Annotated in this window: 21 protein-coding genes; 16 read left to right on the plus strand and 5 right to left on the minus strand. The window is 71.5% G+C overall.

The genetic code is table 11. From position 1 onward, the window contains the following. Genes asnB through OOK40_RS18200 form a run of 16 tightly spaced genes read left to right on the plus strand, consistent with a single transcriptional unit; the run spans nt 1 to nt 20,563 of the window. Nucleotides 1-1,935, plus strand: coding sequence for an asparagine synthase (glutamine-hydrolyzing) (asnB, locus tag OOK40_RS18125; protein ID WP_266482578.1), 1,935 nt, complete (start codon nt 1-3; stop codon nt 1,933-1,935). A gap of 27 nt (nt 1,936-1,962) precedes the next feature. Further along, nucleotides 1,963-4,158 carry a bi-domain-containing oxidoreductase gene (locus OOK40_RS18130; RefSeq protein ID WP_266482580.1) on the plus strand — a complete coding sequence of 732 codons (2,196 nt, stop codon included), beginning with the start codon at nt 1,963-1,965 and terminating at the stop codon, nt 4,156-4,158. Next, the gene (locus tag OOK40_RS18135; protein WP_266482582.1) at nt 4,155-6,122 is read left to right on the plus strand and encodes an alginate lyase family protein; all 1,968 of its coding nucleotides are present in this window, start codon (nt 4,155-4,157) and stop codon (nt 6,120-6,122) included. The genes OOK40_RS18130 and OOK40_RS18135 overlap by 4 nt, the downstream gene beginning before the upstream one ends. A 9-nt stretch (nt 6,123-6,131) precedes the next feature. Further along, nucleotides 6,132-7,664, plus strand: a complete 1,533-nt coding sequence (locus OOK40_RS18140) for a right-handed parallel beta-helix repeat-containing protein (protein ID WP_266482584.1) — start codon at nt 6,132-6,134, stop codon at nt 7,662-7,664. Between the two features lies 1 nt (nt 7,665). Next, the gene (locus OOK40_RS18145; protein ID WP_266482587.1) at nt 7,666-8,898 is read left to right on the plus strand and encodes an O-antigen ligase domain-containing protein; all 1,233 of its coding nucleotides are present in this window, start codon (nt 7,666-7,668) and stop codon (nt 8,896-8,898) included. 2 nt (nt 8,899-8,900) lie between these two features. Further along, nucleotides 8,901-10,175, plus strand: coding sequence for a glycosyltransferase (locus OOK40_RS18150; RefSeq protein WP_266482589.1), 1,275 nt, complete (start codon nt 8,901-8,903; stop codon nt 10,173-10,175). Beyond that, nucleotides 10,172-11,407 carry a class I SAM-dependent methyltransferase gene (locus OOK40_RS18155; RefSeq protein WP_266482592.1) on the plus strand — a complete coding sequence of 412 codons (1,236 nt, stop codon included), beginning with the start codon at nt 10,172-10,174 and terminating at the stop codon, nt 11,405-11,407. The genes OOK40_RS18150 and OOK40_RS18155 overlap by 4 nt, the downstream gene beginning before the upstream one ends. Then, the gene (locus tag OOK40_RS18160) at nt 11,404-12,234 is read left to right on the plus strand and encodes a glucose-1-phosphate cytidylyltransferase (protein ID WP_266482594.1); all 831 of its coding nucleotides are present in this window, start codon (nt 11,404-11,406) and stop codon (nt 12,232-12,234) included. The genes OOK40_RS18155 and OOK40_RS18160 overlap by 4 nt, the downstream gene beginning before the upstream one ends. After that, nucleotides 12,231-12,878, plus strand: a complete 648-nt coding sequence (locus OOK40_RS18165) for a PIG-L deacetylase family protein (protein WP_266482597.1) — start codon at nt 12,231-12,233, stop codon at nt 12,876-12,878. The genes OOK40_RS18160 and OOK40_RS18165 overlap by 4 nt, the downstream gene beginning before the upstream one ends. A gap of 3 nt (nt 12,879-12,881) precedes the next feature. Beyond that, nucleotides 12,882-13,907 carry an NAD(P)-dependent oxidoreductase gene (locus OOK40_RS18170; RefSeq protein ID WP_266482599.1) on the plus strand — a complete coding sequence of 342 codons (1,026 nt, stop codon included), beginning with the start codon at nt 12,882-12,884 and terminating at the stop codon, nt 13,905-13,907. Then, nucleotides 13,895-15,178, plus strand: a complete 1,284-nt coding sequence (locus tag OOK40_RS18175) for a DUF4910 domain-containing protein (protein WP_266482602.1) — start codon at nt 13,895-13,897, stop codon at nt 15,176-15,178. The genes OOK40_RS18170 and OOK40_RS18175 overlap by 13 nt, the downstream gene beginning before the upstream one ends. A gap of 5 nt (nt 15,179-15,183) precedes the next feature. Beyond that, nucleotides 15,184-16,479 (plus strand): hypothetical protein, encoded by a 1,296-nt coding sequence (locus OOK40_RS18180; RefSeq protein ID WP_266484398.1) that lies wholly within the window; start codon nt 15,184-15,186, stop codon nt 16,477-16,479. Beyond that, nucleotides 16,476-17,423: a glycosyltransferase family 2 protein gene (locus tag OOK40_RS18185; RefSeq protein ID WP_266482604.1), complete on the plus strand. Its 948-nt coding sequence runs from the start codon at nt 16,476-16,478 to the stop codon at nt 17,421-17,423. Before OOK40_RS18180 ends, OOK40_RS18185 begins: the two co-directional genes overlap by 4 nt. Then, entirely contained in the window at nt 17,420-18,682 is a 1,263-nt protein-coding gene (locus tag OOK40_RS18190; RefSeq protein WP_266482606.1) for a polysaccharide pyruvyl transferase family protein, read from the plus strand. Before OOK40_RS18185 ends, OOK40_RS18190 begins: the two co-directional genes overlap by 4 nt. Next, entirely contained in the window at nt 18,679-19,230 is a 552-nt protein-coding gene (rfbC, locus tag OOK40_RS18195; protein ID WP_266482609.1) for a dTDP-4-dehydrorhamnose 3,5-epimerase, read from the plus strand. The genes OOK40_RS18190 and rfbC overlap by 4 nt, the downstream gene beginning before the upstream one ends. Nucleotides 19,231-19,237: 7 nt before the next feature. Next, the gene (locus tag OOK40_RS18200; RefSeq protein ID WP_266482611.1) at nt 19,238-20,563 is read left to right on the plus strand and encodes a glutamate-1-semialdehyde 2,1-aminomutase; all 1,326 of its coding nucleotides are present in this window, start codon (nt 19,238-19,240) and stop codon (nt 20,561-20,563) included. 7 nt (nt 20,564-20,570) lie between these two features. On the opposite strand, the gene OOK40_RS18205 is transcribed toward OOK40_RS18200, so the two are convergent. The 5 genes from OOK40_RS18205 to OOK40_RS18225 all read right to left on the minus strand — a co-directional run bounded on the left by OOK40_RS18205 (nt 20,571) and on the right by OOK40_RS18225 (nt 24,638). Next, the gene (locus OOK40_RS18205) at nt 20,571-21,257 is read right to left on the minus strand and encodes a phosphatase PAP2 family protein (RefSeq protein ID WP_266482613.1); all 687 of its coding nucleotides are present in this window, start codon (nt 21,255-21,257) and stop codon (nt 20,571-20,573) included. Continuing rightward, nucleotides 21,254-21,478, minus strand: coding sequence for a hypothetical protein (locus OOK40_RS18210; RefSeq protein ID WP_266482615.1), 225 nt, complete (start codon nt 21,476-21,478; stop codon nt 21,254-21,256). Before OOK40_RS18210 ends, OOK40_RS18205 begins: the two co-directional genes overlap by 4 nt. Nucleotides 21,479-21,595: 117 nt before the next feature. Continuing rightward, nucleotides 21,596-22,585: a glycine betaine ABC transporter substrate-binding protein gene (locus OOK40_RS18215; protein WP_266482617.1), complete on the minus strand. Its 990-nt coding sequence runs from the start codon at nt 22,583-22,585 to the stop codon at nt 21,596-21,598. Further along, nucleotides 22,585-23,352, minus strand: coding sequence for an ABC transporter permease (locus OOK40_RS18220; RefSeq protein ID WP_257153862.1), 768 nt, complete (start codon nt 23,350-23,352; stop codon nt 22,585-22,587). Before OOK40_RS18220 ends, OOK40_RS18215 begins: the two co-directional genes overlap by 1 nt. 104 nt (nt 23,353-23,456) lie before the next feature. Further along, nucleotides 23,457-24,638, minus strand: coding sequence for an ABC transporter ATP-binding protein (locus OOK40_RS18225; protein ID WP_266484400.1), 1,182 nt, complete (start codon nt 24,636-24,638; stop codon nt 23,457-23,459). Nucleotides 24,639-24,655: the final 17 nt, after the last annotated feature.

The raw sequence follows: 24,655 nt of genomic DNA on the forward strand, positions 1-24,655 counted from the left end.
ATGTGTGGCATCGCAGGCACTTACCGATGGCCGGACGGGAAGGCCGTGACCGACCGGCTCACCGACACCCTCGCCCACCGCGGTCCGGACGGGGCGGGCCGGTACAGCCACTCCGTCGGTGACGGCGAAGTGCACCTCGGGCACCGCCGGCTGGCCATCGTCGACCTGTCCGAGACCGGCGCCCAGCCGATGGTCTCGGACGGCCTCGTCCTGACGTACAACGGGGAGCTGTACAACGCGCCCGAATTACGTGCCGAACTGGCAGCCGCCGGGGTGCGCTTCCGCGGTACCTCCGACACCGAGGTGCTGCTTGAGGCCTGGCGGCGCTGGGGCACGGACTGTCTGCCCCGGCTGCGCGGCATGTTCGCGTTCGGGATCTTCGACGAGCGAACCGGTGAGCTGGTGCTCGCCCGCGACCAGCTCGGCATCAAGCCGCTGTTCCTGCTCCGGCGCGGTGCGGGCCTGGTGTTCGCCTCCGAGCTCAAGGCGCTCGCCGCCGCCACCGGCGGATCGCTGCAGGTGGACGAGGCGGCGCTGGTGGCGTCACTGCTCTACTACTGGGTGCCGGACTCACGGTGCGCGTTCCGCGAGGCGGAGAAGTTGCCGCCGGGGAGCTGGCTGCGGTGCAGGCCCGACGGCCGGGTGGAGCGCGGCCGGTACTGGCACCTGAAGGACGTCGCCGCCGAGGGCAGGGAGCGGGCCCGGGGCGGCGAGCAGCCGGATCTGGCCGCCATTGTCGAGGATTCGACTCGCCGCCACCTGCTCTCCGACGTACCCGTGGCGACCTTCCTCTCCGGCGGCCTCGACTCCAGCTACCTGACCGCGCTGGCCGCCCGCGACCAACCCGGGATCTCCGCCTACACGATCGGGTTCCGCGCCGAGGACGCCAAGTTCGAGGCGATGCCGGACGACCTTCGCTACGCCCGGCAGGTGGCCGAGCGGTTCGGCGTCGACCTGCACGAGATCGAGATCGCTCCGAATGTGCTCGACCTGCTGCCGCGGATGACGTACCACCTGGACGAGCCGATCGGCGACCCCGCCGCGATAAACACGTTCCTGATCTGCGAGGCCGCCCGGGAGGCCGGGGTCAAGGTGATGCTCTCGGGGATGGGTGCCGACGAGCTGTTCGCCGGTTATCGCAAGCACCTGGCCAACCTCCTTGCACTGCGCTACCAGCGCGTCCCGCGGCCCCTGCGGCGCGGGGTGTCCAGGGCCGTGGACCGGCTGCCGGTGGCAACGGCCCGCCGGGGGTACCGGTCGGTGCGCTTCGCCAAACGGTTCCTCTCCTTCGCCGATCTGCCGGAGGAGACCGCGTTCCGGCGCAGCTACACCATGTACGACCAGGACGAGTTGCTCGCCTTGGTCGATCCGGACCTGGCCGGGACGGTGGACGACGTGCTGACCGAGCACGCGGACATCTACGAGGACAACGAGCTGGACGACTTCGTCAACCGCATGTGCCTGGGCGACGCCCGGATGTTCCTGCCGGGCCTGAACCTCGCTTACACGGACCGCTCCAGCATGGCCGCGTCGACCGAGGTGCGGGTGCCGTACGTGGACGTCGAGGTGGTCAAGGCGGCGTTCGCCGTGCCCGGCGATCGCAAGATCGTCGGACGGCAGGGCAAGGCCGTCCTCAAGGAGGCGGCCACCTCGATCCTGCCCCGGGAGATCGTGTACCGGCCCAAGGGCCTGTTCAGCGCCCCGCTGCGCGCCTGGATGAGCCGGGATCTGGCACCCCTGGTGCGCGAGGTGGTGAACGACGGCGTGCTCGTCAACTCCGGGTTCCTGCGCCGCGACGCGCTGGCGCGCATGGTCGCCGAGGACGCTGCCGGGCAGCGGGACTTCTCCAAGCATCTGTGGCATGTGCTGACCCTCGAGTACTGGTACCGCGACGCGACCTCCGGGTCCGGCCGGAGCGCTCGCTCGGCGGCGTAGTAGACGGCGTAGAAACAAGGGGACTTTGTGAAGCAGGTTGTGCAGAACTACAAGAGCGGCGAGCTGGCGGTGCTCGACGTGCCGGTGCCGGGGTGCAAGCCGGGCGGTGTGCTGGTCCGCACCGCCTACTCGCTGATATCCACCGGGACCGAGCTCATGAAGGTGTCCGAGGCCGGTATGTCGATGCTGGGCAAGGCCCGTTCCCGTCCCGATCAGGTGGCCAAGGTCATGCAGAGCGTGGCCACCAACGGGGTGCCCGCCACCTACCGCAAGGTGATGGGCAAGCTGGACTCCTACACGCCGCTGGGCTACTCGCTGTGCGGGGTGGTCGAGCAGGTCGGCGCCGGGATCGACGATGTGAAGGTCGGCGACCTCGTGGCCTGCGCCGGCAACGAGCACGCGTTGCACGCCGAGCTGAACTGGGTGCCGAAGAACCTCTACGCCCCGGTGCCGGACGGCCTCGCGCCGCGGCACGCGGCCTTCGGCACCGTCGGGTCGATCGCGATGCAGGGCGTGCGCCGCGGCGAGCCGCAACTCGGCGACGTGGCGCTGGTTATCGGCCTCGGGCTGATCGGGCAGTTGGTGGTGCAGCTCCTCGCCGCTTCGGGGGTCCGCGTCGTCGGGGTCGACCCCGACCCGGTGCGCTGCGAGCTCGCCGAGGGCCTGGGCGCCGCGGCCTGCGGCGATCCCGCGTCCGCGGCCGTGGAAGCCGCCGTCGCCGAACTCACCGGCGGTCACGGCGTGGACCAGGTGTACCTGGCCGCCGGCGGCGGCAGCAATCAGCCCGTCGAGCTGGCTGCCCGGTTGTGCCGGGACCGTGGCCGGGTCGTCGACATCGGCAAGTGCCGCCTGGACCTGCCGTGGAACGCGTACTACGAGAAAGAGCTCGACGTCCGGTTCTCCCGCAGTTACGGCCCCGGGCGCTACGACCCGGAGTACGAGCTCGAGGGGCGGGACTACCCGATCGGCTACGTGCGCTGGACCGAGCGCCGCAACCTGGCGTGCTTCCTCGATCTCCATGCCCGCGGCAGCGTCGACGTGGAGCCCCTGGTCTCCCACATCGCCGACTTCGACGACGCCGTCGAGACGTACCAGAGCCTGAAGGACGGCGACCTGAAGGCCGTGGCCGTGCTGTTCCGGTACGCCGAACAGAAGGAGGAAGCGGGGGAAGCGGAGGCACCGGCGGTCGCAGTGCCCGCGGTGCGACGCAGCGGCAAAGCGTCCACCCCGGCCCGGTCCGCCAAGGCACCGGTGCGGCTGGCGTTCGCCGGCGCGGGAAACTACGCGACGTCGATGCTGCTGCCGCACCTGGCACAGCGCGACGGCGTCGAGTTGTCCACGGTCGTCACCACGACGGCGCTGTCCGCGGCCAACGCCAAGCGGAAGTTCGGCTTCGCCGAGGCGACCACCGATCTCGACGCCGTACTCGGCGACAAGTCCGTCGACGCGGTGTTCGTGGTCACCCGCCACAGCTCGCACGCCGAACTGACCCGAAGGGCGCTCCTGGCCGGCAAGGCGGTGTTCGTGGAGAAGCCCCTGGCGCTCACCGAGGACGAGCTGGCCGGTGTGCTCGCGGCGGTGGAGGAGTCCGGCAACGACCGGCTGCAGGTGGGCTTCAACCGCCGGTTCGCGCCGCTGTTGCAGGAGGCCAGGAAGCGGTTCGGCGCCCGGACCGGTCCGGCGAGCCTGCGCTACCTGGTCAACGCGGGCCGGCTGCAGCACGGCAGCTGGTACCTCCAACAGGGCACCGAGGGCTCGCGCTTCGCCGGCGAGGGCGGACACTTCATCGACACGGCGAGCTGGCTGCTCGAGGCCGACCCGGTCTCGGTGTACGCGGTCGCCACGGCAGGCAACGAGGACCTGCAGGTCGTGCTGCGCTACCCGGACGGGTCCACCGCCACCATCAGCTACGTCACCACCGGCGCGGCCGGCTTCCCCAAGGAGACGCTGGACCTCGTCGCGGACGGCAAGGTGCTGCGGCTCGACGACTTCGTCCGTGCCGCTGTTTACGATGGCCGCCGCAAGCGGTGGGTCAGTTCGCGGCTGCCCAAGGCCCGGGACAAGGGCCAGTCCGCCGAGCTGGCCGCGTTCATCAAGGCCGTGCGGACCGGCGGGCCGATGCCGGTGCCGCTTGAGTCGCTGGTCGCCACCACCGCGGCCACCCTCGCCGTACAGGCAGGCCTGGCCGGCGGCGCGCCGGTGACGCTGGCGAGGGCACGATGACCATGAGCGCGGGCTGGTACCTGCGGCGGTTGTCCCGGATGGGACCGCGGGAGGTCGGCGGCCGGGTGGGCGACGCGGTGCGGAGGCGGCGGTGGCGGTCGGCGCCGCCGGACTGCCCGAGCGTGACCGGCGCCCGGTTCACCGCGGTACTGCCCGCCGGGGCGATCGCCGCAGTGCCACCGGACGCAGCGAAACGTCTCATCGCCGAGGCGGACCGGCTGATGGCGGGGCACGCCGAGTACTTCGGGGTCGACCGCGACGACATGGTCAACCCCGACTGGTGGTACGACCCGAAGACCGGGCGCCGGGCTCCTTGGGGGTACGCCTTCGACGTGCCGTACCGGAACGAGGACGCGGTCGGGGACATCAAGCAGATCTGGGAGCCGTCCCGGCATCAGTACCTCACCGTGCTCGCCGCCGCCTACGCGATCACCGGGAACGAGCGGTACGCGGAGCGGGTGGCCGAGCACCTGCGGTTGTGGTGGGCGGCCAACGCGCCGCTGCGCGGAGTGCACTGGGTCAGCGGCATCGAGCTGGGCATCCGGCTGCTGTCCTGGGTGTGGATCCGCCGGCTGCTCGACGGCTGGCCGGGCGCGGCCGGGCTGTTCGAGGACAACCCGGTGGCGCTGAACCAGATCTGGCACCACCAGCGCTGGCTGGCCGCCTTCCCCAGCCGGGGGTCCTCTGCGAACAACCACGTCATCGCCGAGGCCGCCGGGCAGTTCGCCGCAGCCTGCGCGTTCGGCTGGTTCCCCGCCTCGGCGCGTTGGCGAGCCGGCGCGCTGCGATCGCTGGAGCGGCAGCTGCGCGGCAATACCTTCCACTCGGGCCTCAACCGTGAGTTGGCCACCGAGTATCACGGACTCGTGCTGGAGCTCGGCCTGGCCGCGATGGCCGAGGCGGATGCCGCCGACGTGCCGGTCCCCGCATCGCTCCGGCTGGTGCTGCTGCGGATGACCGACGCCCTCGCGGCCATCGTGGACAACCGGCTGCGGCCGCCGCGCCAGGGGGACGCGGACGACGGGCACGGGCTGATCGTGGACGGCGCGGGCACCGACCGCTGGGGCTCGTTGCTGGCCACCGGGGACGCCGTGTTCGGCCGGCTCGACTGGTGGCCGGCGGTGACCGGCACCGATGTGCGCACCCCGCTGCTTGCCGCGCTCATCCGGCCGTACTCGAAGAATGGAACTGCACCGGCCGTGACCCGCCCGGCGAGCCGACCTTCCCACTTGGCTGACGCGGGCATGACCATCCTGCGCGGTCCGGAGGAGATTTGGTGCCGCTGCGACGGTGGCCCGCACGGATTCCTGTCCATCGCCGCGCATGCCCACGCGGACGCGCTGTCCATAGAGGTCCGGCACGACGGAGTCGACGTACTCGCCGACCCGGGGACGTACTGCTACCACGGGCAGCCCGAGTGGCGTGAGTACTTCCGGTCCACCCTCGGCCACAACACCCTGCAGCTGGACGGCGGTGACCAGTCCGCCTCCGGCGGCCCGTTCCTATGGACCCGCCATGCCGGCAGCCGCGTCCTGGTCGCGGACACATCCGACACCTCCGACGGGGGGACGGCCCGCTGGTGCGCCGAACACGACGGCTACCAGGGCTCCGTGCACCGCCGCCGGGTGGAACTGACCGCCGCAGCTGAGGAGTTGCGGGTGGTCGACGAGGTGCGCGGCCCGCGCCGGGACATGCGCCTCGCGTTCCACCTCGGCCCGGCGATCACCGCGGACCTGGCGGAGAACCGGGCCGTGCTCACCTGGACCCGGGACGGCGAGGACCGCTCCGCGGTGCTCGACCTGCCCGGGCAGCTGCGCTGGCGCGCGCATCGCGGCGAGAGTGACCCGCCGCTGGGCTGGTACTCCGCCGGATTCGGACGCAAGGAACCCTCCACCACGCTGGTCGGCACCGGTTTCGCCGACGGCGCGGAGGGGTTCACCACCGTGCTCAGGTTCCGCGGCTAGGGAGGACGCGTGGTGATCAAGAAGCGGTACTGGGCGTTGCCGACGGCACCGCTGGTGCTGGTCCTGCTGGCGGCGACCGGCTGCGTGAGCACACCAAGCGCCCCGGGGGAGCCGACCGTTGCGCCATCCACGTCCGGGGCCCGGTCCCTGGCCCGGGTGTGTGCCAAGCCCGCGGCCGGGCCGGTGAAGGCGCCGGCGGGTGCGGTGACGGTCGACCCCGCGGTGGTCGGTGACCTGGCTGCGAAGACCAAGAAAAGCCCGCCGAACACCACGTTCTGGCTGCGGCCGGGGAAGCACAGGCTCGAATCGGACCGTTACGCCCAGATAATCCCCAAGAAGGGGAACACCTACCTCGGCGCGCCCGGCGCGGTGCTCGACGGCCGGAAGACCAACCAGTACGCGTTCGGAGGTGCCGCCCGCGACGTCACCATCCGCCACCTGACCGTGCAGGGTTTCGTCGCGCCGCAGAACGAGGGCGTGGTCAACCACGACTCGGCCGACGGGTGGGTGATCGAGCACGCGACGATCCAGAACAACTCCGGCGCCGGGCTGATGGCCGGTGCCCGCCAGCAGGTCCGCGCCAGCTGCCTGCGCGGCAACGGACAGTACGGAATGAACGCGTACAAGGTCGGCGACCCCATCAGTGACCTGGTGCTCGAGGGCAACGAGATCGTGGGCAACAACAAGGACGACTGGGAGCGGCGGCGGCCGGGCTGCGGCTGCACTGGAGGCGTCAAGTTCTGGGCCGTCAACGGCGCCGACATCCGCGGCAACTGGGTGCACGCCAACCGCGGAGCCGGGTTGTGGGCGGACACCAACAACAACGACTTCCGCATCGAGGACAACGTGCTCGAGGCCAACGACGGTGCCGCGCTGATCTACGAGACCAGCTACAACGCGGTCATCCGGAAAAACACGATCCGGCGGAACAACTGGGTCGTGGGCCGCACGTACGCCGACCGCGGCGACAACTTCCCGTTCGCGACCGTCTACCTGTCCGAGTCCGGCGGCGAACCACGGATCCGGGCCCGCACGGACAAGATCGAGATCTACCGGAACGTGCTGGAGAACAACTGGTCCGGAATCACCCTGTGGGAGAACGCCGACCGGTTCTGCAACAGCCCGGCCAACACCTCGTCCGGTGACTGCACGCTGCTGGTGAAGAAGACAGAGCGCTGCGCACAGCCGGGGATCGCCACCGCACCGCTCTACGCCGACTGCCGGTGGAAGACCCAGCGGGTGGACATCCACCACAACCGCTTCGTGCTGGACACGTCCGTCGTCGGGTGCACGGTGGAGTGCGGCCGCATGGCGGTGCTTGCCAACTACGGCACCTATCCGGACTGGACGCCGTACCCGGGCGAACAGGTGGCTGAGGCGATCACCCACAAGCAGCACAACCGCTGGCACGACAACGTCTACCGCGGACCATGGAGCTTCATCGCCCACGACCCGAGCCGAAAGCTCGACTTCGGGCAGTGGCAGGGCACGCCGTACCAGCAGGACGCGGGCAGCACCTTCCGCGCACGGGACGGTGGTTGAGATGGGCGCGGACCACACGTCGAAGATCGTCGGGACAGTCTGGGGGCTGCTGATCCTCAACACGCTCGGCTCCGCCGGGGCGAAGACCATCATCCCGCTGCCCCGCTCCCTCATCCAGATGGTCACCATGGGCGCGCTGGTCGCCGCGTTCGCGCTGGCGCTGGCAATCAATCTCCGGCTGCGCATCCGAGCCAGCGCCTTCGTCTTCCTGCTCACCCTCCTACTGGTGCCGAGCGTGATCTCCAGCGCGAACCTGGAGTCCGGGTTCGGCGCGCTGTTCCGCTGCGCCCGGCTGGCTCTCTTCGTCGGCACGCTGTGGCTGCTCAGCCGCTGGTGGGACGGAAACCCGACGTTCGTCCGGCACCACATCCGGATGTACTTCGTGGTCCTCGGGTCGGTGGCCGCCGGCCTGGTCATCTCACCGGGCGCCGCCATGCCCGAGCTCTACGGCGGGCGCCTGGTCGGCGCGTTGTGGCCGCTCACCCCGCCGCAGATCGGACAGTACGCCGCGGTGATCATCGGGCTCACCGTGCTGCTCGTTCTGGGCCGCCGGACCGACAGGGGCAGCGCGGCGGTGGTCATCGTCCCGGCACTCGTCCTTCTCGCGCTGACCCATACCCGGACGGCCACGCTCGGCCTGCTGATCGGGCTGGTGCTGGCGATCGGCTCGCTCGTTCTGACCAGCGCCGCCGCCCGCCGGTTCTTCGCCTGGGCGGTGCTGTGCGCCGCCGTGGCCGCGGTGGCGTTCAGCTCCGCGCTGCAGGCGTGGTTCCTGCGCGGACAGAGCAAGGAGAACTTCTCCAACCTCACCGGTCGGGCCAAGGTCTGGGACGCCCTGCTGTCAGCCCCCCGGACGACCTCGGAGTACCTGTTCGGCGCGGGCCTCGGCGACAAGTCGTTCGGCGGGCTGCCGATCGACAACAGCTGGCTGGCCGTTTACCACGAGCAGGGTCTGACCGGCACCGCCATCGTGGCGGCGGTCATCATCGTGCTGGGCGGCGTCGCGTTGCTGCGGCCACCGTCGCTGTCGAGGGCCTGCGCGATCTTCCTGATCAGCTACTGCGCGATCGCGTCTTACACCGAGGCCGGTCTGGGCGACGCCTCGCCGTATCTGCTGCATCTGACCGTGGCCGCCTCGCTGCTGGCGGCACCTGCCGCGGCCACTCCCCTCGCGAAGCACGAAGTTCCTCGACGACGCATACCGCATTGGGCCCGGAGATCGGAGGTGACCTGAGCATGCACATCCTCGTAGTGCACAACCGCTACGCCTCGGCGCAGCCGAGCGGGGAGAACAACGTCGTCGACCAGGAGGTGGCGCTGCTGCGCGAAGCCGGCCACCGGGTCGAGGTGTTCGAGCGGCGCAGCGACGACATTGCCGCCCGGTCCCTGCTTTCCAAGGCCGCGCTGCCGCTCCTCGTGCCGTGGAACCCGGCGGTCCGCACGGAGCTCGCCGGCCGGCTTCGCACCGAGCGGCCTGACGTCGTGCACGTGCACAACGTCTTCCCGCTCCTGTCTCCCGCGGTCCTTGCCGCCTGCGCCGACGCCGACGTGCCCGCCGTCGCCACACTGCACAACTACACCCAGGTCTGCCCGCCCGGCACGCTGCAGCGGGACGGCCGGCCGTGCACCGAGTGCGTCGGGTCCGCGCCGCTGCCCGCCGTCCGGCACGGCTGCTACCGGAACTCCCGCCTTGCGACGGTGCCGCTCGCGGTCAGCCTGTCGGTCAACCGGCGGCGGTGGTGGTCCGGCGTGGAGCGGTTCTTCTGCATCTCCGCGGCACAGCGCGACGTCCTGGTGCGGTCCGGCATGCCGGCCGAGCGGCTGGCGGTGAAGCACAACTTCGTGCCCGACCCGGGCACTTGCCGAGCGGGCGCCGGCGAGCAGGTGCTCTATCTCGGCCGACTTGCGGAGGTCAAGGGCGTGCGGCTGCTCATGGCCGCGTGGGACGAGATCGCAGCGAGCGGCGGTGTGGGCGTGCCGCTCGTGATCGCCGGCGCGGGGCCGCTGGAGCCGGAGGTGACCGCCTGGGCGGCGGGCCGGGACGACGTGCGGTACGTCGGCCTGTACGACCCCGCCCAGTGCCGGCAGGCCGTCGCGAGCTCGGTCGCCGTGGTGGCTCCCTCGACCTGGCTGGAGGCGTTCGGCCTGGTGGTCGTGGAGGCGATGGCGGCGGGGGTCCCGGCCGTCGCCGCCGGTCACGGCGCCTTCGTCGAACTCGTCGAGGACGGGGTGACCGGGCTGTTGCACCAGCCGGGCGACCCCGCCTCGCTCGCGTCCTGCGTGCGCCGGATCGCGAACGATCCGCACCGCAACCAGGAGATGGGCCAGGCGGCCCGGCGCCGATACGAACAGGGCTTCAGCCCGGCCGTCGGCCTCGAACGCCTGGTGGAGGGGTACCGCACCGCGATCGCGGGTCGGTCCGGCGGCGGGGACACCGTGCCGTCGACAGGTAATGGAAACACTCGCTCGCGGCGGGGCACCCGCGCGAGCAGGGATGGGGGCAGTAAATGACACGATGCCGACTCTGCGGCTCGGCGGCGTTGGGGAGCGTCGTCGATCTGGGGGCGACCCCGCCGTGTGAGAGCTTTCTCGCCGCGGAGCAACTGGACCAGCCGGAACCGGCGTACCCGCTGCACCTGCGGGTCTGCACCGACTGCTGGCTCGCGCAGATCCCCCCGCTGATCACGCCGGAGGAGACGTTCAGCGAGTACGCGTACTTCTCCTCCTACTCGACCTCCTGGGTGGAGCACGCGCGGACGTTCGTCGCCGACACCGCAGCGCGCCTTGCTCTCGGCCCCGACGCCTTCGTGGTCGAGGTCGCGAGCAACGACGGCTACCTGCTCCGGCACATGGTCGACCGGGGAATCCGATGCATCGGCATCGAGCCGTCGGTGAACGTCGGCGCCGCGGCACGGGACGCGGGCGTGCCCACGCTCACGGCGTTCCTGGACCCGGACACAGGCTCGGCCGTCCGCGCCGAGCACGGCCCGGCGGACCTGGTCGTGGCCAACAACGTGTACGCGCACATCCCCGACGTGGTCGGGTTCACCAAGGGGCTGCGCGCCCTGGTCGCCGACGACGGCTGGGTCTCCATCGAGGTGCAGCACCTGCTGACCCTGATCGAGGAGAACCAGTACGACACGATCTACCACGAGCACTTCCAGTACTACACGGTCGCGTCCGCGACCCGGGCGCTGGCGAGCGGCGGACTCGCGCTCGTGGATGTCGAGTTGCTGCCCACGCACGGCGGCTCCATCCGGCTGTGGGCCCGGCCGACCGAGGTGGCCGGCGAGCCGACCCACCGGGTGGCCGACGTACTGGACCGGGAGAAGGCCGCCGGGCTGCAGGAACTGTCCGGGTACACCGAGTTCTCCGCCCGGGTGGCCAAGGTGCGCCGGGACCTCCTGCGGTTCCTGATCGAGGCGGCCGAGCGCGGCGAGACGGTCGTCGGCTACGGCGCCCCGGGCAAGGGCAACACCCTGCTCAACCACTGCGGCATCCGGCCCGACCTGCTTCCGTACACGGTCGACCGCAACCCCTACAAGCACGGCAGGTACACCCCGGGCACCCGCATCCCCATCCTGCCGCCCGAACAGATAGCCGCCGACAAGCCGGACTACGTCCTCGTCCTCCCGTGGAATCTGCGGGCCGAGCTGGTCGAGCAGCTGTCCTTCGTGCACGACTGGGGCGGCCGCCTTGTCTTTCCCATCCCTGAACTGAGCATTGTCGAGGCCAAGTCATGAAGGTCGTTCTGTTCTGCGGCGGTTACGGGATGCGGATGCGCAACGGTGCCTCCGACGACATGCCCAAGCCGATGGCGATGGTCGGCCCGCGGCCGCTGATCTGGCATGTCATGCGCTACTACGCGCACTTCGGGCACACGGAGTTCATCCTGTGCCTCGGGTACGGGGCTCACCACATCAAGAACTTCTTCCTCAACTACGAGGAGACGACGTCCAACGACTTCGTGCTGCGCAACGGGCAGACCGAGCTGCTGTCCACCGACATCGCCTCCTGGACGATCACGTTCGCGCAGACCGGCATCGAGTCGCCGATCGGGGAGCGGCTGCGCCGGGTGCGGCACCACCTGGACGGCGACGAGATGTTCCTCGCCAACTACGCCGACGTGCTCACCGACGCCCCGCTGCCGGAGATGATCGACCGGTTCGCCCGGCGTGACGCCGGTGCGTCGATGATGGTGGTGCCGCCGCAGTCGTCGTTCCACTGCGTGGACCTGGGCGAGGACGGCCTGGTGGGGGGCATCACCGCGGTGAGCGACATGCCGCTGTGGGAGAACGGCGGCTACTTCGTGCTCCGCCAGGAGGTCTTCGACCACATCCCGGAGAACGGGGACCTGGTCGCTGACGGATGCGCCCAACTGGCCAAGCAGGGACGGCTGGTGGCGCACCAGCACCGCGGCTTCTGGAAGCCGACCGACACCGTGAAGGAACGGGCCGCACTCGACGACGCGTACGCCCGGGGCGACCGCCCGTGGGCCGTGTGGGAACGGGACGGCGCGGGTGCGAGCGCGACCGGCAGCAGGGACGGCGCCGGGGCGAGGACCGCATGATCCGGCTCGGGGCCGGGCCCCTGGACCGGATCGTCGCGGTGGGCGCGCACTGCGACGACATCGCCATCGGCGCCGGCGGCACGCTGCTGACGATGTGCCTCGCGCGGCCGGGTATCCGGGTCGACGCGCTGGTGCTCTCCGGTGGTGGCGGCGAACGGGAACAGGAGGAGCGGGCCGCGCTCGCCGCCTTCTGCCCGGGCGCCGAACTGCGGCTGAGCGTGCTCAAGTTGCCGGACGGCCGACTGCCCGCGCACTGGGAGGAGGCCAAAGCCGCGGTCGAGGAGCTGCGCGGGCAGACCGAGCCGGATCTCGTGCTGGCCCCGCGTACCGATGACGCGCACCAGGACCACCGCGGCCTGGCGAAGCTGATGACCACCGCATTCCGCGACCACCTCGTGCTCCGCTACGAGATCGTCAAGTGGGACGGCGATCTCGGCCGTCCGTCGGCGTACCAGCCGCTGACGCCGGAGATCGCCGAACAGAAAGTGCGGCTGTTGCAGGAGCACTACCCCTCGCAACGGCACCGGCCCTGGTACGACCGGGAGGCCTTCCTCGGCCTTGCACGAATCCGCGGCATCGAATGCCACGCGCGCTACGCCGAGGCGTTCGCCGTCACCAAACTCACGCTCAATCTGGGGGAATGAACCTTGCGCGTACTGCTGACCGGACACCAGGGCTACCTGGGCACCGTGATGGCCCCGGTCCTCACGGCCGCCGGACACGAAGTCGTCGGCCTCGACGCCGGCCTGTTCGCCGACTGCGTCCTCGGCCCGCCGCCCGCCGACCCGCCGGGGCCCCGCGTGGACCTGCGCGACGTCACGGCCGACCACGTGGCCGGGGTGGACGCCGTGATCCACCTGGCCGCGCTGTCCAACGACCCGCTGGGATCGCTGGCGCCGGACCTCACCTACGACATCAACCACCACGCCTCCGTACGGCTTGCCCGGCTGGCCCGCGACGCCGGAGTGCGGCGCTTCCTGTACGCGTCTACCTGCTCGGTCTACGGCGCCGCCGGCGGTGACGACCTGGTGACCGAGGACGCCCCGCTGCGCCCGGTGACGCCGTACGCGGAGTCCAAGGTGCGGGTGGAGGACGATCTGCACGCGCTGGCCGACGGCGACTTCACCCCGGTGTTCATGCGCAACGCCACCGCCTTCGGCTACTCGCCCCGGCTGCGCGCCGACATCGTGCTGAACAACCTGGTGGGCCACGCGCTCCTGTCCGGCGAGGTTCTTGTCCTCTCCGACGGCACCCCCTGGCGCCCGCTGGTGCACGCCGCCGACATCGCACGGGCCTTCACGGCCGCGCTGACCGCGCCGCGCGAAGCGGTGCACGACCGGGCGTTCAACATCGGCAGCGAGATCAACAACGTCACGGTCGCCGAGGTCGCCGAGCAGGTCGCCGAGGCGGTATCCGGCTCGCGGGTGGTGATCACCGGGGAGACCGGTGCCGATCCGCGGTCGTACCGGGTGGACTTCTCCCGGTTCCGCGCCGCGGTGCCCGGCTTCGACTGCGAGTGGACGGTGAAGCAGGGCGCGCTCGAACTCGCCGACGCCTACCGGAAGTTCGGGCTGACCCGGGAGGACTTCGAGCGACGCTTCACCCGGCTGGCCGTGCTGCGCGCGGCGTCCGACGCCGGCGCCGTCGACGACACCCTGCGGTGGCGCCGATGACCGCTGTCGGCGAGGAGATGCACGCGCTGGTGGAGCGGCTGTACCCGCTGTGCCGGAGCATCACCGGCGACGGTGTGCGCGCCACCCTGGAGATCGTCGGCGAGTACGTTCCGCTGCAGGTGCACGAGGTACCGACCGGGACGCAAGTGCTCGACTGGACGGTGCCGCAGGAGTGGAACATCCGGGACGCGTACATCGCCGACACCGCCGGCAACCGGGTCGTCGACTTCGCCGCGTCCAGCCTGCACGTGCTCGGCTACAGCGTGCCGGTGTCGGCGACCATGCCGCTGGCCGAGCTGCGGGCACACCTGCACACCCTGCCGGACCACCCGAGTTGGGTGCCGTACCGCACCAGCTACTACACACCGGAATGGGGATTCTGCCTGGCGCAGGAGACCCTGGACGCGCTGCCGGACGGCGAGTACGAGGTGCGTATCGACTCCACGCTCGCGGACGGTCACCTCACCTACGCCGAGCACGTGATCCCCGGGCAGGTCCCCGACGAGGTGATCGTCTCCTGCCACGTCTGCCACCCGTCGCTGGCCAACGACAACCTGGCCGGCATCGCGGTGGCGACGTTCCTGGCCCGCGCGCTGGCGCAGGAGACGCCGTACTACACCTACCGGTTCATCTACGCGCCCGGCACCATCGGGGCGATCACCTGGCTGGCCCGCAACGCGGAGCGGGTGGAACGGGTCAAGCACGGCCTTGTGCTGGCCTGCGCCGGCGACCCGGGTCAACTGACGTACAAGCAGAGCAGGCGCGGCGACGCGGAGATCGACCGGGTGATGAGACATGTGCTGACCGCCTCCGAACGCCCGCACCAGGTCAACGAGTTCGCCCCGTACGGCTACGACGAGCGGCAGTACTGCTCGCCCGGGTTCGATCTCGGCGTGGGCTCGCTCAGCCGGACCCCGTACGCCGGGTACCCGGAGTACCACACCTCGGCGGACAACCCGGACTTCGTCTCCCCGGAGGCGATGGCGGACACCCTCGCGGTCTGCCGCGAGGCGTTCGCCGTGCTGGACCGCAACCGGCGGTACGTCAACCTCAGCCCCTACGGCGAACCGCAGCTGGGCCGACGCGGGTTGTACGACTCGCTCGGCGGCCGCAGCGACGCGAAGCAGGCCCAGATGGCCATGCTCTGGGTGCTCAGCCTCTCCGACGGCGGGCACAGTCTGCTGGACGTCGCCGAGTGCTCCGGGGTGCCGTTCAGCGCCGTCGCCGTCGCGGCCGACGCCCTGCACGGCGCCGGTCTGATCAAGGCATGACGTCCATGACCGCCGAGGGGGAGAAGACGACGACACCGGCGGACCGGCGGACCGCCAAGCAGGCCATGGTCGGCCGGCTCTCCTGGGGACTGGCCGACCAGGCGGCCTCCAGCATGACCAACTTCGCGGTGGGCCTCTACGTGGCACGCTCGCTGGGGCTGACCGCTTTCGGCGTGTTCAGCCTGGCCTGGCTGACCTACGGCGTGGTGCTCAACGTCGCCCGCGGGCTGGCCACCGACCCGCTCGTGGTCCGCTTCAGCGGCGTGCCGGACACGTCCTGGCGCGCGGCGGCGGCTCGGTCGTCGGGTGCCGCCCTCGGTGTCGGTGCCGCCCTCGGCGCAATGTGTCTGCTGATCGGGCTCGGCCTCGGCGGCCGCGTGGGGCCCGCGTTCGCCTGCCTCGGCGTCGTACTGCCGGCGCTGCTGCTGCAGGACGCCTGGCGGTTCGCCTTCTTCGCCGCCGGCACCGGGCGGAAGGCGTTCGTCAACGACCTCGTGTGGGGCGTCGCGCTCGTCCCGGCCATGGTCCTGGCGGCCCGCGTGGGCAGCGTGGCCGCCTTCGTGCTCGCCTGGGGCGCGTCCGCCGCGGTGGCCGCGGTGTACGGCTGCCTCCAGTCCGGCATCCTGCCCCGGCTGACCGGAGCGCCCGGGTGGCTTCGCGAGCAGCGCGATCTCGGCTACCGGTACCTGGCCGAGAACGTCAGCCTCAGCGGCGCGAGCCAGCTGCGGGCGTACGGGCTCGGCGCGATCGTCGGGGTCGGCGCGGTGGGTGCGGTCCGGGGCGCGGAGCTCCTGCTCGGCCCGTTCCTCGCCGTGCTGATGGGGCTGTCACTGGTCACCGTCGCGGAGGCGGCACGGGTGCTGCGGCGGGCCCCGCACCGCCTTGCCAGGTTCTGCCTCCTGCTCGGCGGCGGGCAGGCCGCCGCCGCACTGCTCTGGGGCGCGGCGCTGCTGCTGGTGCCGGACCGGGCCGGCGAGCTGGTGCTCGGCGGCGTCTGGCACTCCGCCTCGGAACTCATCGTGCCGGCCACGCTCGGCGTCGCGGGCGCCGGCCTCGGCACCGGCGCGGCGGCCGGGCTGCGCGCGCTCGCCGCGGCCCGGCGCAGCCTGCGCTGCCAGCTGTTCGCCTCCGCCTGCTACGTCGGCGGCGGGCTCGGCGGCGCGGCCGTGGCAGGCACGATCGGCTCGGCCTGGGGCGTCGCCGCCGCGACCGTCTGCGCCTCGGCCGTGTGGTGGCTGCAGCTGCGGTCCGCCCTGCGCGAGCGCCACCGCAACCCCATCCCCGAAGTGAGGACGTCATGACCGCCCAACCCCGGCTGAGCATCGGCCTGCCCGTGTACAACGGCGAAGAGTACCTGGCCGAGTCGCTCGACGCCCTGCTCGGCCAGACCTACGAGGACTTCGAGCTGGTCATCTCCGACAACGCCTCGACCGACGGGACTCAGGAGATCTGCCGCAAGTACGCCGCGCAGGACTCGCGCATCCGGTACATCCGGCTGCCCCGCAACATCGGCGCCGCGCCGAACCACAACTACGCGTTCACCGAGTGCCGTGGCGAGCTGTTCAAGTGGGCCTCGCACGACGACCTTTATGCCCGGGATCTGCTGCGGCGCTGCGTGGAGGCGCTGGACGAGCGGCCGGACGTGATCCTCGCGCACAGCGGCCAGGCGGTCATCGACGGAGACGGCCAGGTGAAGGTCCCGTACGAGTACGGGCTCGCCACCGACTCGCCGCACGCGCCGGAGCGCTTCCGCAGCCTGCTGTTCGAGCCCGGTGGCGACGACTTCTACGGGGTGATGCGGGCAGACGTGCTGCGCCGGGTGAAGCCGCACGACAGCTACCACCACGCGGACCGCACGTTCGTCGCCGAGATCACCCTGCACGGGCCCTTCCACCAGGTGCCGGAGCTGCTGTACTTCCGCCGCGACCACCCCACCCGCGCCGAGCGGGCGAACCCTTCCAAGCGCTCCCGGTGCGTCAACCTGGACCCACGCCGGGCAGGCCTGCTGCACCCGACGCCCCGGCTGCTCGCCGAGTACGTCTGGGGCTTCGCCTCGGCGATCCGGCGGGCGCCGTTGTCCCCCGCCGACCGGCGCGCGTGCTACCGCCACCTGGCCACATGGATGACCAGCCGGGTCCGGCCGGGCGCCGGCGAGCGGGTCGAGGACCGCGCCCCGGTCGACCCGGGCCGGCACACCGTCTCCGTCGACGCCCTCGTCGCGGGACGCGAGGGGAGGCAGGCATGACGTCTGGAGACGAAACTCCTGTGCGCGTGGGGGTGTTCGGCCTGCTCGGCTCCGGCAACCTCGGCAACGACGGGTCGCTCGAGGCCGTGCTCGGCTACCTCCGCGCCGCGCACCCGGAGGCTGTCGTGGACGCCCTGTGCGGCGGACCCGAGGTCGTCGCGACCCGGTACGCGATCCCCGCGACGCGGCTGCACTGGTACCGCGGGGAGTACCGGACCGCGTCGCGTGCGGGCGCGATCGCGGGCAAGGGCCTGGGCAAACTCGTCGACGTCTTCCGCACCGCTGCCTGGGTGCGCCGGCACGACGTGGTGATCGTGCCGGGCATGGGCGTCCTGGAGGCCACGCTGCCGCTGCGGCCGTGGGGCTTCCCGTACTCGCTGTTCCTGCTCTGCGCATCCGGCCGGCTGTTCGGCACCCGGGTCGCGCTGGTCGGCGTCGGCGCCGCCGCGATCGGCGACCGGCCGACCCGGGCCCTGGTGCGCCGGTCGGCGCGGCTGGCCACGTACCGGTCGTACCGGGACACCCAGTCCCGCGACGCGATGCGGGCGATGGGCGTGGACACCACGCGCGACGAGGTCCACCCGGACCTCGCCTTCGCCCTGCCGACGCTGCCGGCGAGCGCGCCCTCGGGTCCGCCGGGCCGGGTCTGCGTCGGCGTCATGGACTTCCACGGCGGCAACGACGACCGCGCCCGGGCCGAGGAGATCCACCGGCGCTACCTCGACGGGACAACTCGCTTCGTTCGCGCGCTGGTCGAGGACTGCAGGCCGGTCCGGCTGCTCACCGGCGACGAGTGCGACGTGGCGGTGGTCGCCGCGATCCTCGACGCGGTGGACTCGCCGCTGGTCACCGCTGCCGAGGCGGACTCCCTTGCCGACCTGATGAAGGAGATGGCGGCTGCCGACACCGTGGTGGCGACCCGATACCACAACCTGATCTGCGCGCTGAAGGTCGGCACGCCGACGCTCGCACTCAGCTATGCGGCGAAGAGCGACGCGCTCATGGCTCAGATGGGTCTTGGCGCGTACTGCCACCCGGCTCGCGAGGTCGACGCCGACCGGCTGCTCGAGCAGTTCCGGGCGCTGGAGCGGCGATCGGCGGAGCTGCGGCGGACCCTCACCGAGCGGAACCTGGTCGCCGTTCGGCAACTTGAGCACCAGTTCACCGCCTTGACCGCGGCGCTGTTCCCGGCGACCGACGACGCCAACGCCAACGCCAACGCCAACGCCAACGCCCACGCCCGGCAGGAGGCTTCATGAAAGCGACAGCAGTTCCGGAGATAGCCGGCGCGTACCTGTTCGAGCCGACGCCGTACGCCGACGAGCGCGGCTTCTTCTGCCGCACCTTCGACGCCGACGTGGTCCGCTCGGTGGGCCTCGACCCGGACACCTTCATCCAGGACAGCGTGTCCCGCTCGGTCCGGGGCGTGCTGCGCGGCCTGCACCTGCGCTCCGGCGCCGGCGAGGCCAAGCTGGTGCGGTGCTCGTACGGGAGGATCTTCGACGTCGTCGTGGACCTGCGGACGGACTCGCCGACCTACCGCAACCGGGCCTTCTTCGAGCTGTCCGGCGAGACGCAGCGGACCCTGTACATCCCGGCGGGGTGCGCGCACGGCTTCCAGGCGCTGACCGAGACCGCCGACACCTCGTACCGGATCGACCGCCCGCACGATCCGGCCGAGGACGTGACGATCGCCTTCGACGACCCGGAGCTCGCCATCCCCTGGCCGCTGCCGGTCACATCGATGTCCCAGCGGGACCGGGAGGCCCCGAGCCTCGCCGAGGTCCTGAAGCAGAAAGAGAGCTGAAGTCAGCGTGGACACCGAAGAGTTCCTCCTGCCCCGGTCGCGGATGGCGAACGAGCGGCTGCACGCCATGATCCCCGGGGGCGCGCACACCTACGCCAAGGGCGACGACCAGTACCCCGAAAACCTGGCCCCGGTCATCAGCCACGGCCGCGGTGCCCATGTGTGGGACGTCGACGGCAACCGCTACATCGAGTACGGCTCCGGCCTGCGGTCGGTCAGCCTCGGCCACGCCCACCCACGCGTGATCGAGGCGGTGCGGCGGGAACTCGACCGCGGCAGCAACTTCGTCCGGCCGTCCATCGTGGAGGTCGAGGCCGCGGAACGCTTCCTTACCACCGTGCCGACCGCCGAGATGGTGAAGTTCGCGAAGAACGGCTCCGACGTCACCACCGCCGCGGTGCGCCTCGCCCGCGCCGTCACCGGGCGCCAGCGGGTGGCCATCTGCGGCGACCATCCGTTCTTCTCCGTCGACGACTGGTTCATCGGAACCACGCCGATGTCCGCCGGTATTCCGGCGGCGACCACCGAGCTCACGGTGGCGTTCCCTTACGGGGAACTGGCCGCCACGGAGGAGCTGCTCACCCGGTACCAGGACGAGGTCGCCTGCCTGATCCTCGAACCTGCCGGCCACACCGAGCCGCCGCCCGGGTACCTCGCCGGCCTCCGCGAGCTGGCCGACCGGCACGGCTGCGTACTGATCTTCGATGAGATGATCACCGGCCTCCGCTGGTCCGAGGCGGGCGCCCAGGGCCTGTACGGCGTCGTCCCCGACCTCTCCACGTTCGGCAAGGCGCTGGGCAACGGGTTCGCCGTCTCCGCGCTGGCCGGGCGCCGCGATCTGATGGAGTGGGGCGGGCTGCGTCACTCCGGCGAGCGGGTGTTCCTGCTGTCCACCACGCACGGTGCGGAGACGCACTCGCTGGCCGCCGCGATGGCCGTGCAGACCACTTATGCCGAGGAGGGCATCACCGCGCAACTGCACGCCCTCGGAGAGCGGTTGGCCGCGGGTGTCCGCGCCGCCGCGGCCGGCATGGGTGTCGGCGACCACGTCGTCGTACGGGGCCGGGCCAGCAACCTGGTCTTCGCCACCCTCGACGAGCACGGGCAGCCGTCGCAGGGGTACCGCACCCTGTTCCTGCGCCAACTCCTCGCGGGCGGAGTGCTGGCCCCGTCGTTCGTGGTGAGCAGCGCGCTCGGCGAGGCCGACATCGACCGCACCGTCGATGTGGTGGCCCAGGCATGTGCGGTGTACCGGAAGGCACTGGACGCGGCTGACCCCACCCCCTGGCTGGCCGGGCGGCCGGTGAAGCCCGTATTCCGCCGCTTGGCGTGACGTGACGTCAGCGACGCTGCCGACGACCGGCGTCGGCCATCCGATCGACCAGCCGGTCGGCCGTCCGGTCGACCAGCCACGCGGTCGCGGGTATCACCGCCAGCGCGGTGCACCAGCCGCCGAGGACGTCAGTCGGGTAGTGCGCGCCCAGGGCGACCTGCGCCCAGCCCATGGCGGCGCCGGCAGCCAGCGCCGCGGTGAGCACGAGTAACATGCCGGCCGTCCTGCCGAGGCAGAGCCGGCCGGTCGCGAGCAGCGCCACCATGAGGGCGAGCGCGGTGAAGAAGGCGGTGTGCCCGCTCGGGTAGGACAGGTTGTCGTCGCCGTGGATGGTGCGTCCCACCAGGGACTTGAGCAGCGTCGATGCCCCCACGGTCAGGCTGACGCCGGCAACGATGAGCACGGCTGCGCGAGGACGCCGTAACAGCAGGCAGCCCGTCACGGCGGCCACGACCAGCATCGCTGCTCCGGCGGGCTCTCCCAAGAAGTCCGTGGCCAGAGCGACGCGCCGCCACGGCGGCCCCACACTGTCCGCCGTCGGCTGGATGATCCACCTGTCCACCGTGCCGGGCTCGCTGTGGCCGGCGTACAGAACCCCGAGCACGACGACCACCAGCGCGGCGAGGACCGCGATCAGCCCGAGCGACACGCGTAGCGACGGGGGCAGCACCGCGGGCGCCGGCCGGCCGGTCACACGCCCACCGCGTCCGGTCGACCTGCGCCCGGCCTGTTTTCCGCGAACGCCTCGCGCACCGGCTCGAACCCGGCCGCGACCTCACCGCCGATCGTCGTCATGCCGTCCATCGTGGCACTCTGGCCGTCTGCTCCCAGGGGCGGGCCGGCTCCCGGCGCCTTGTCTTCGAGGAGCGCGGCGCCGTAGTTCGCGGCGTCGAGCGCTCCGTCCAAGATGCTCACCGGCATCGTCACCAAGTGGCTGCCGGACGACCGGGCCGACGTGCACCGTCGTGCCGTGATCTCTTCGGGGCGGTGAGCCGGTTGTGATGGAGTTCAAGCCTGGGGCGAAGCCGTCTGTCAGCCCTCCCGGATGAAGCCCTCCCGTACCAGCCAGTCCTTCGCCACCTCGTGCGGGTCCTCCCCGTCCACGTCCACCCGCGCGTTCAGCCGCTGGGCCTCCGCCCCCGTCAGCCGCTTGGTGATCGGGGCGAGGACGTCGGCGATGGCGGGGTACTTCCTCATCGTGGCGCTGTTCATCTCGGGTGCCGCGTTGTAGTTGGGGAAGAAGTGCCGGTCGTCCTCCAGCACCTTCAGCTCGAGTTCCGGAATGCGGCCGTCGGTGGTGGCCGCCACGCCGAGGGTGCAGGCCGCGCCCTTGGCGACCTGGGTGTAGACGACGCCGTCGTCCATCTTTTTGAAGTTCCCGCGCCGGAGGGCGAATCCGTACGTCTTCGCCACGCCGGGCAGGCCGTCCTCGCGCACCGAGAACTCGCTTCCCCCGCAGATCGTCGCCGCGCCCGGGTCCTCCTTCGTCAGACGTGCCACGTCGGAGAGAGTGCGCAGCCGGTACTTCTGCGCATTCGCCCGGTTCGCGACCAGCGCGTAGGTGTTGTTGAGCGGGGCGGCGGGCAGCCAGGCGATGCCGTTGCGGCGGTCCTCGTCGCGCACGGCCTCCCACTGCTCGTGCGGGTCGACGACCGGCTTGGTGTGACCGAGGTAGGTGATCCAGGCCGTGCCCGTGTACTCGTACATCCCGTCCGCCGCACCGGACTTGACCGCCTCGCGGGCACCGATCGAGCCCTGGATGTTCGTCCGGTCCAGGACTTCCGCGCCGGCCGCTTTGAAGACCAGCCCCATGATCTGGCCCAGGATGATCTGCTCGGTGAACTCCTTGGAGGTCACGGTCAGTTGGGCGCCCTTCAGCGGTCGCCCCTTCCCGATGGAGCCGGGCTGCACCGAGTCGGCCAGCGGGCTGCCGCTGGTCAGTCCGCAGCCGCTCAGCCCTGCGGCGGCGAGCAGCAGGGCGCCCGCGCCCGCGACGGCCGTCCGTACCCGGGTCAGGCGCATCAGTCCACCTCCAGGCCGCGCGGGCGCAGCAGCAACTCGACGAGCATCCCCAGCCAGTCCACGATCAGCGCCATGGCGACCGTCAGTACGGAGCCGAGCACCAGCACCGGCATGCGCTGGTTGGTGATGCCGGAGGAGATCAGGTCCCCGAGTCCTCCTCCGCCGCCGAAGGTGGCCAGCGTCGCGGTGCCGACGTTCAGCACGAGCGCGGTCCGTACGCCCGCCAGGATCAGCGGTACGGCCAGGGGCAGTTCGACCCGGAACAGCACCAGCAGCGGCGACATCCCGATGCCGCGCGCCGCCTCCACGAGTGCCGGGTCGGTGGCCCTCAGGCCGGCCACGGTGTTGCTCAGCACCGGCAGCACCGCGAATGCCACGATGCCGACCAGGGCGGCTCGTTGGCCGATGCCGAGCCAGATCACCAGGAGCGCCAGCAGGCCCAGGGCCGGGGTCGCCTGGCCGATGTTGGCCACCGCGACGAACAGCGGTGCGGCCCGGCGCAGGACCCCGCGCGTCAGCGCGATGCCCAGTGGGATCGCGATGATGAGCACGAAGAAGGTGGAGATCGCGACGAGTTCGGTCTGCTGGAGGAGTGCGGTGCGCACGGCGCCGTCTGCGAGGGCGTTCCTGGCGATCGAGTCCAGCTCGGTGGTGCGGAGATACAGCGCGGTGGCGCCGAGGACTACCGCGACGAAGGCCGGCAGCGTCACCAGCTTCTGCCAGGTGATACGGGGCGGGACCCGGTCCAGTGCGGCGAGCCGGGTCACGGGCTCGTCATGCCCTGGCCCTGGAGCCGACCCCGGGGCCGGGGACCCGTAACCGGCCTCGGGAGCGGCTCCACCACCGGCCCCGACATCGACCTCGCTCCGGCTCACGCGGGCTCACCCCGGCCGGTCGGCCGAGCCTCCTCGGCTCCCCGCTCGCCCGGCGCCCCGTGCATCGCGTTCAGTAGTGTCGACATGTCCACCACGCCGGCGTACGCGCCGTCCTGTCCCGTGACCGCGACGCGGCCCGCACCGTCGGCCAGCAGCGCCTCCAGCGCGTCCCGCAGCGTCATGTCCACCCCGATCCGGCTCCGTACGGGGGTGCCCGCCGACAACGGCAGCGGCTCTCCGGCGGGTTGCGCACTCCGGGCGCGCGTCAGGTCCTCGCGTCGCAGCCAGGAGTGTGGGCGCCGCTCCCGGTCCAGTAGCAGCAGGTGGTCGGCGGAGGCGGAGCCCGCGTCCAGCAGGTGCAGGGCGGTCTCGAGCGGGTCGTCGACGGTGGCGGTCGGGACGTCGGCGAGCTTCACCTCCCGTACGCGCTTGAGGTGCAGCCGCTTCACCCCGGCTCCCGCGCCCACGAAACCGGCGACGAAGTCGTCCGCCGGACTGGCCAGGATCGCTTCCGGAGTGTCGAACTGGGCGATCTGCGACCGGTCGCGCAGCACCGCGATCCGGTCGCCGACCTTGATGGCCTCGTCGAAGTCGTGCGTGACGAAGACGATCGTCTTGCGTAACTCGCGCTGCAACCTGATGAGTTGGTCCTGCAGGCGCTCGCGGGTGATGGGGTCGACGGCCCCGAACGGCTCGTCCATCAGCAGCACGGGCGGGTCGGCCGCCAGCGCCCGCGCCACCCCGACCCGCTGCTGCTGGCCGCCGGAGAGCCGGCGCGGATAGCGGCCGCGGAACTCCCCGGGATCCAGCCCGACGAGTTCGAGCATCTCCTCGACCCGGTCCCGCACCTTCGCGCGGGGCCAGCCGGCCATCTTCGGTACGAGCGCGATGTTCTCGGCGACGGTCATGTGCGGGAAGAGGCCCGTGGCCTGGATGGCGTAGCCGATGGTACGGCGGAGCGCCACGGGGTTGATGCCGGTGACGTCCTCGCCGCCGATGGTGATCCGCCCCGAGGTCGGCTCGATCAGCCGGTTGATCATCTTGAGGGTGGTGCTCTTGCCGCAGCCCGAGGGCCCCACGAGGATCACGGTTTCGCCGGCCGCGACGTCCAGGGTCACGTCCTCCACGGCCGGGGCCTGGCTGTCCGGATAACGCTTGGTGAGGTTGTCCAGCCGGATACTCGCGCCGACGGCGG

The sequence above is a fragment of the Streptomyces sp. NBC_01481 genome (assembly GCF_026339995.1).
Taxonomy (GTDB): domain Bacteria; phylum Actinomycetota; class Actinomycetes; order Streptomycetales; family Streptomycetaceae; genus Streptomyces.

Coding starts and splice junctions, on each gene's coding strand:
- OOK40_RS18150 (WP_266482589.1), top strand. CDS start 8,901: ATGCACATCCTCGTAGTGCACAACCGCTACGCCTCGGCGCAGCCGAGC.
- OOK40_RS18160 (WP_266482594.1), top strand. CDS start 11,404: ATGAAGGTCGTTCTGTTCTGCGGCGGTTACGGGATGCGGATGCGCAAC.
- asnB (WP_266482578.1), top strand. CDS start 1: ATGTGTGGCATCGCAGGCACTTACCGATGGCCGGACGGGAAGGCCGTG.
- rfbC (WP_266482609.1), top strand. CDS start 18,679: ATGAAAGCGACAGCAGTTCCGGAGATAGCCGGCGCGTACCTGTTCGAG.
- OOK40_RS18215 (WP_266482617.1), bottom strand. CDS start 22,585: ATGCGCCTGACCCGGGTACGGACGGCCGTCGCGGGCGCGGGCGCCCTG.
- OOK40_RS18155 (WP_266482592.1), top strand. CDS start 10,172: ATGACACGATGCCGACTCTGCGGCTCGGCGGCGTTGGGGAGCGTCGTC.
- OOK40_RS18180 (WP_266484398.1), top strand. CDS start 15,184: ATGACCGCCGAGGGGGAGAAGACGACGACACCGGCGGACCGGCGGACC.
- OOK40_RS18165 (WP_266482597.1), top strand. CDS start 12,231: ATGATCCGGCTCGGGGCCGGGCCCCTGGACCGGATCGTCGCGGTGGGC.
- OOK40_RS18135 (WP_266482582.1), top strand. CDS start 4,155: ATGACCATGAGCGCGGGCTGGTACCTGCGGCGGTTGTCCCGGATGGGA.
- OOK40_RS18185 (WP_266482604.1), top strand. CDS start 16,476: ATGACCGCCCAACCCCGGCTGAGCATCGGCCTGCCCGTGTACAACGGC.
- OOK40_RS18145 (WP_266482587.1), top strand. CDS start 7,666: ATGGGCGCGGACCACACGTCGAAGATCGTCGGGACAGTCTGGGGGCTG.
- OOK40_RS18190 (WP_266482606.1), top strand. CDS start 17,420: ATGACGTCTGGAGACGAAACTCCTGTGCGCGTGGGGGTGTTCGGCCTG.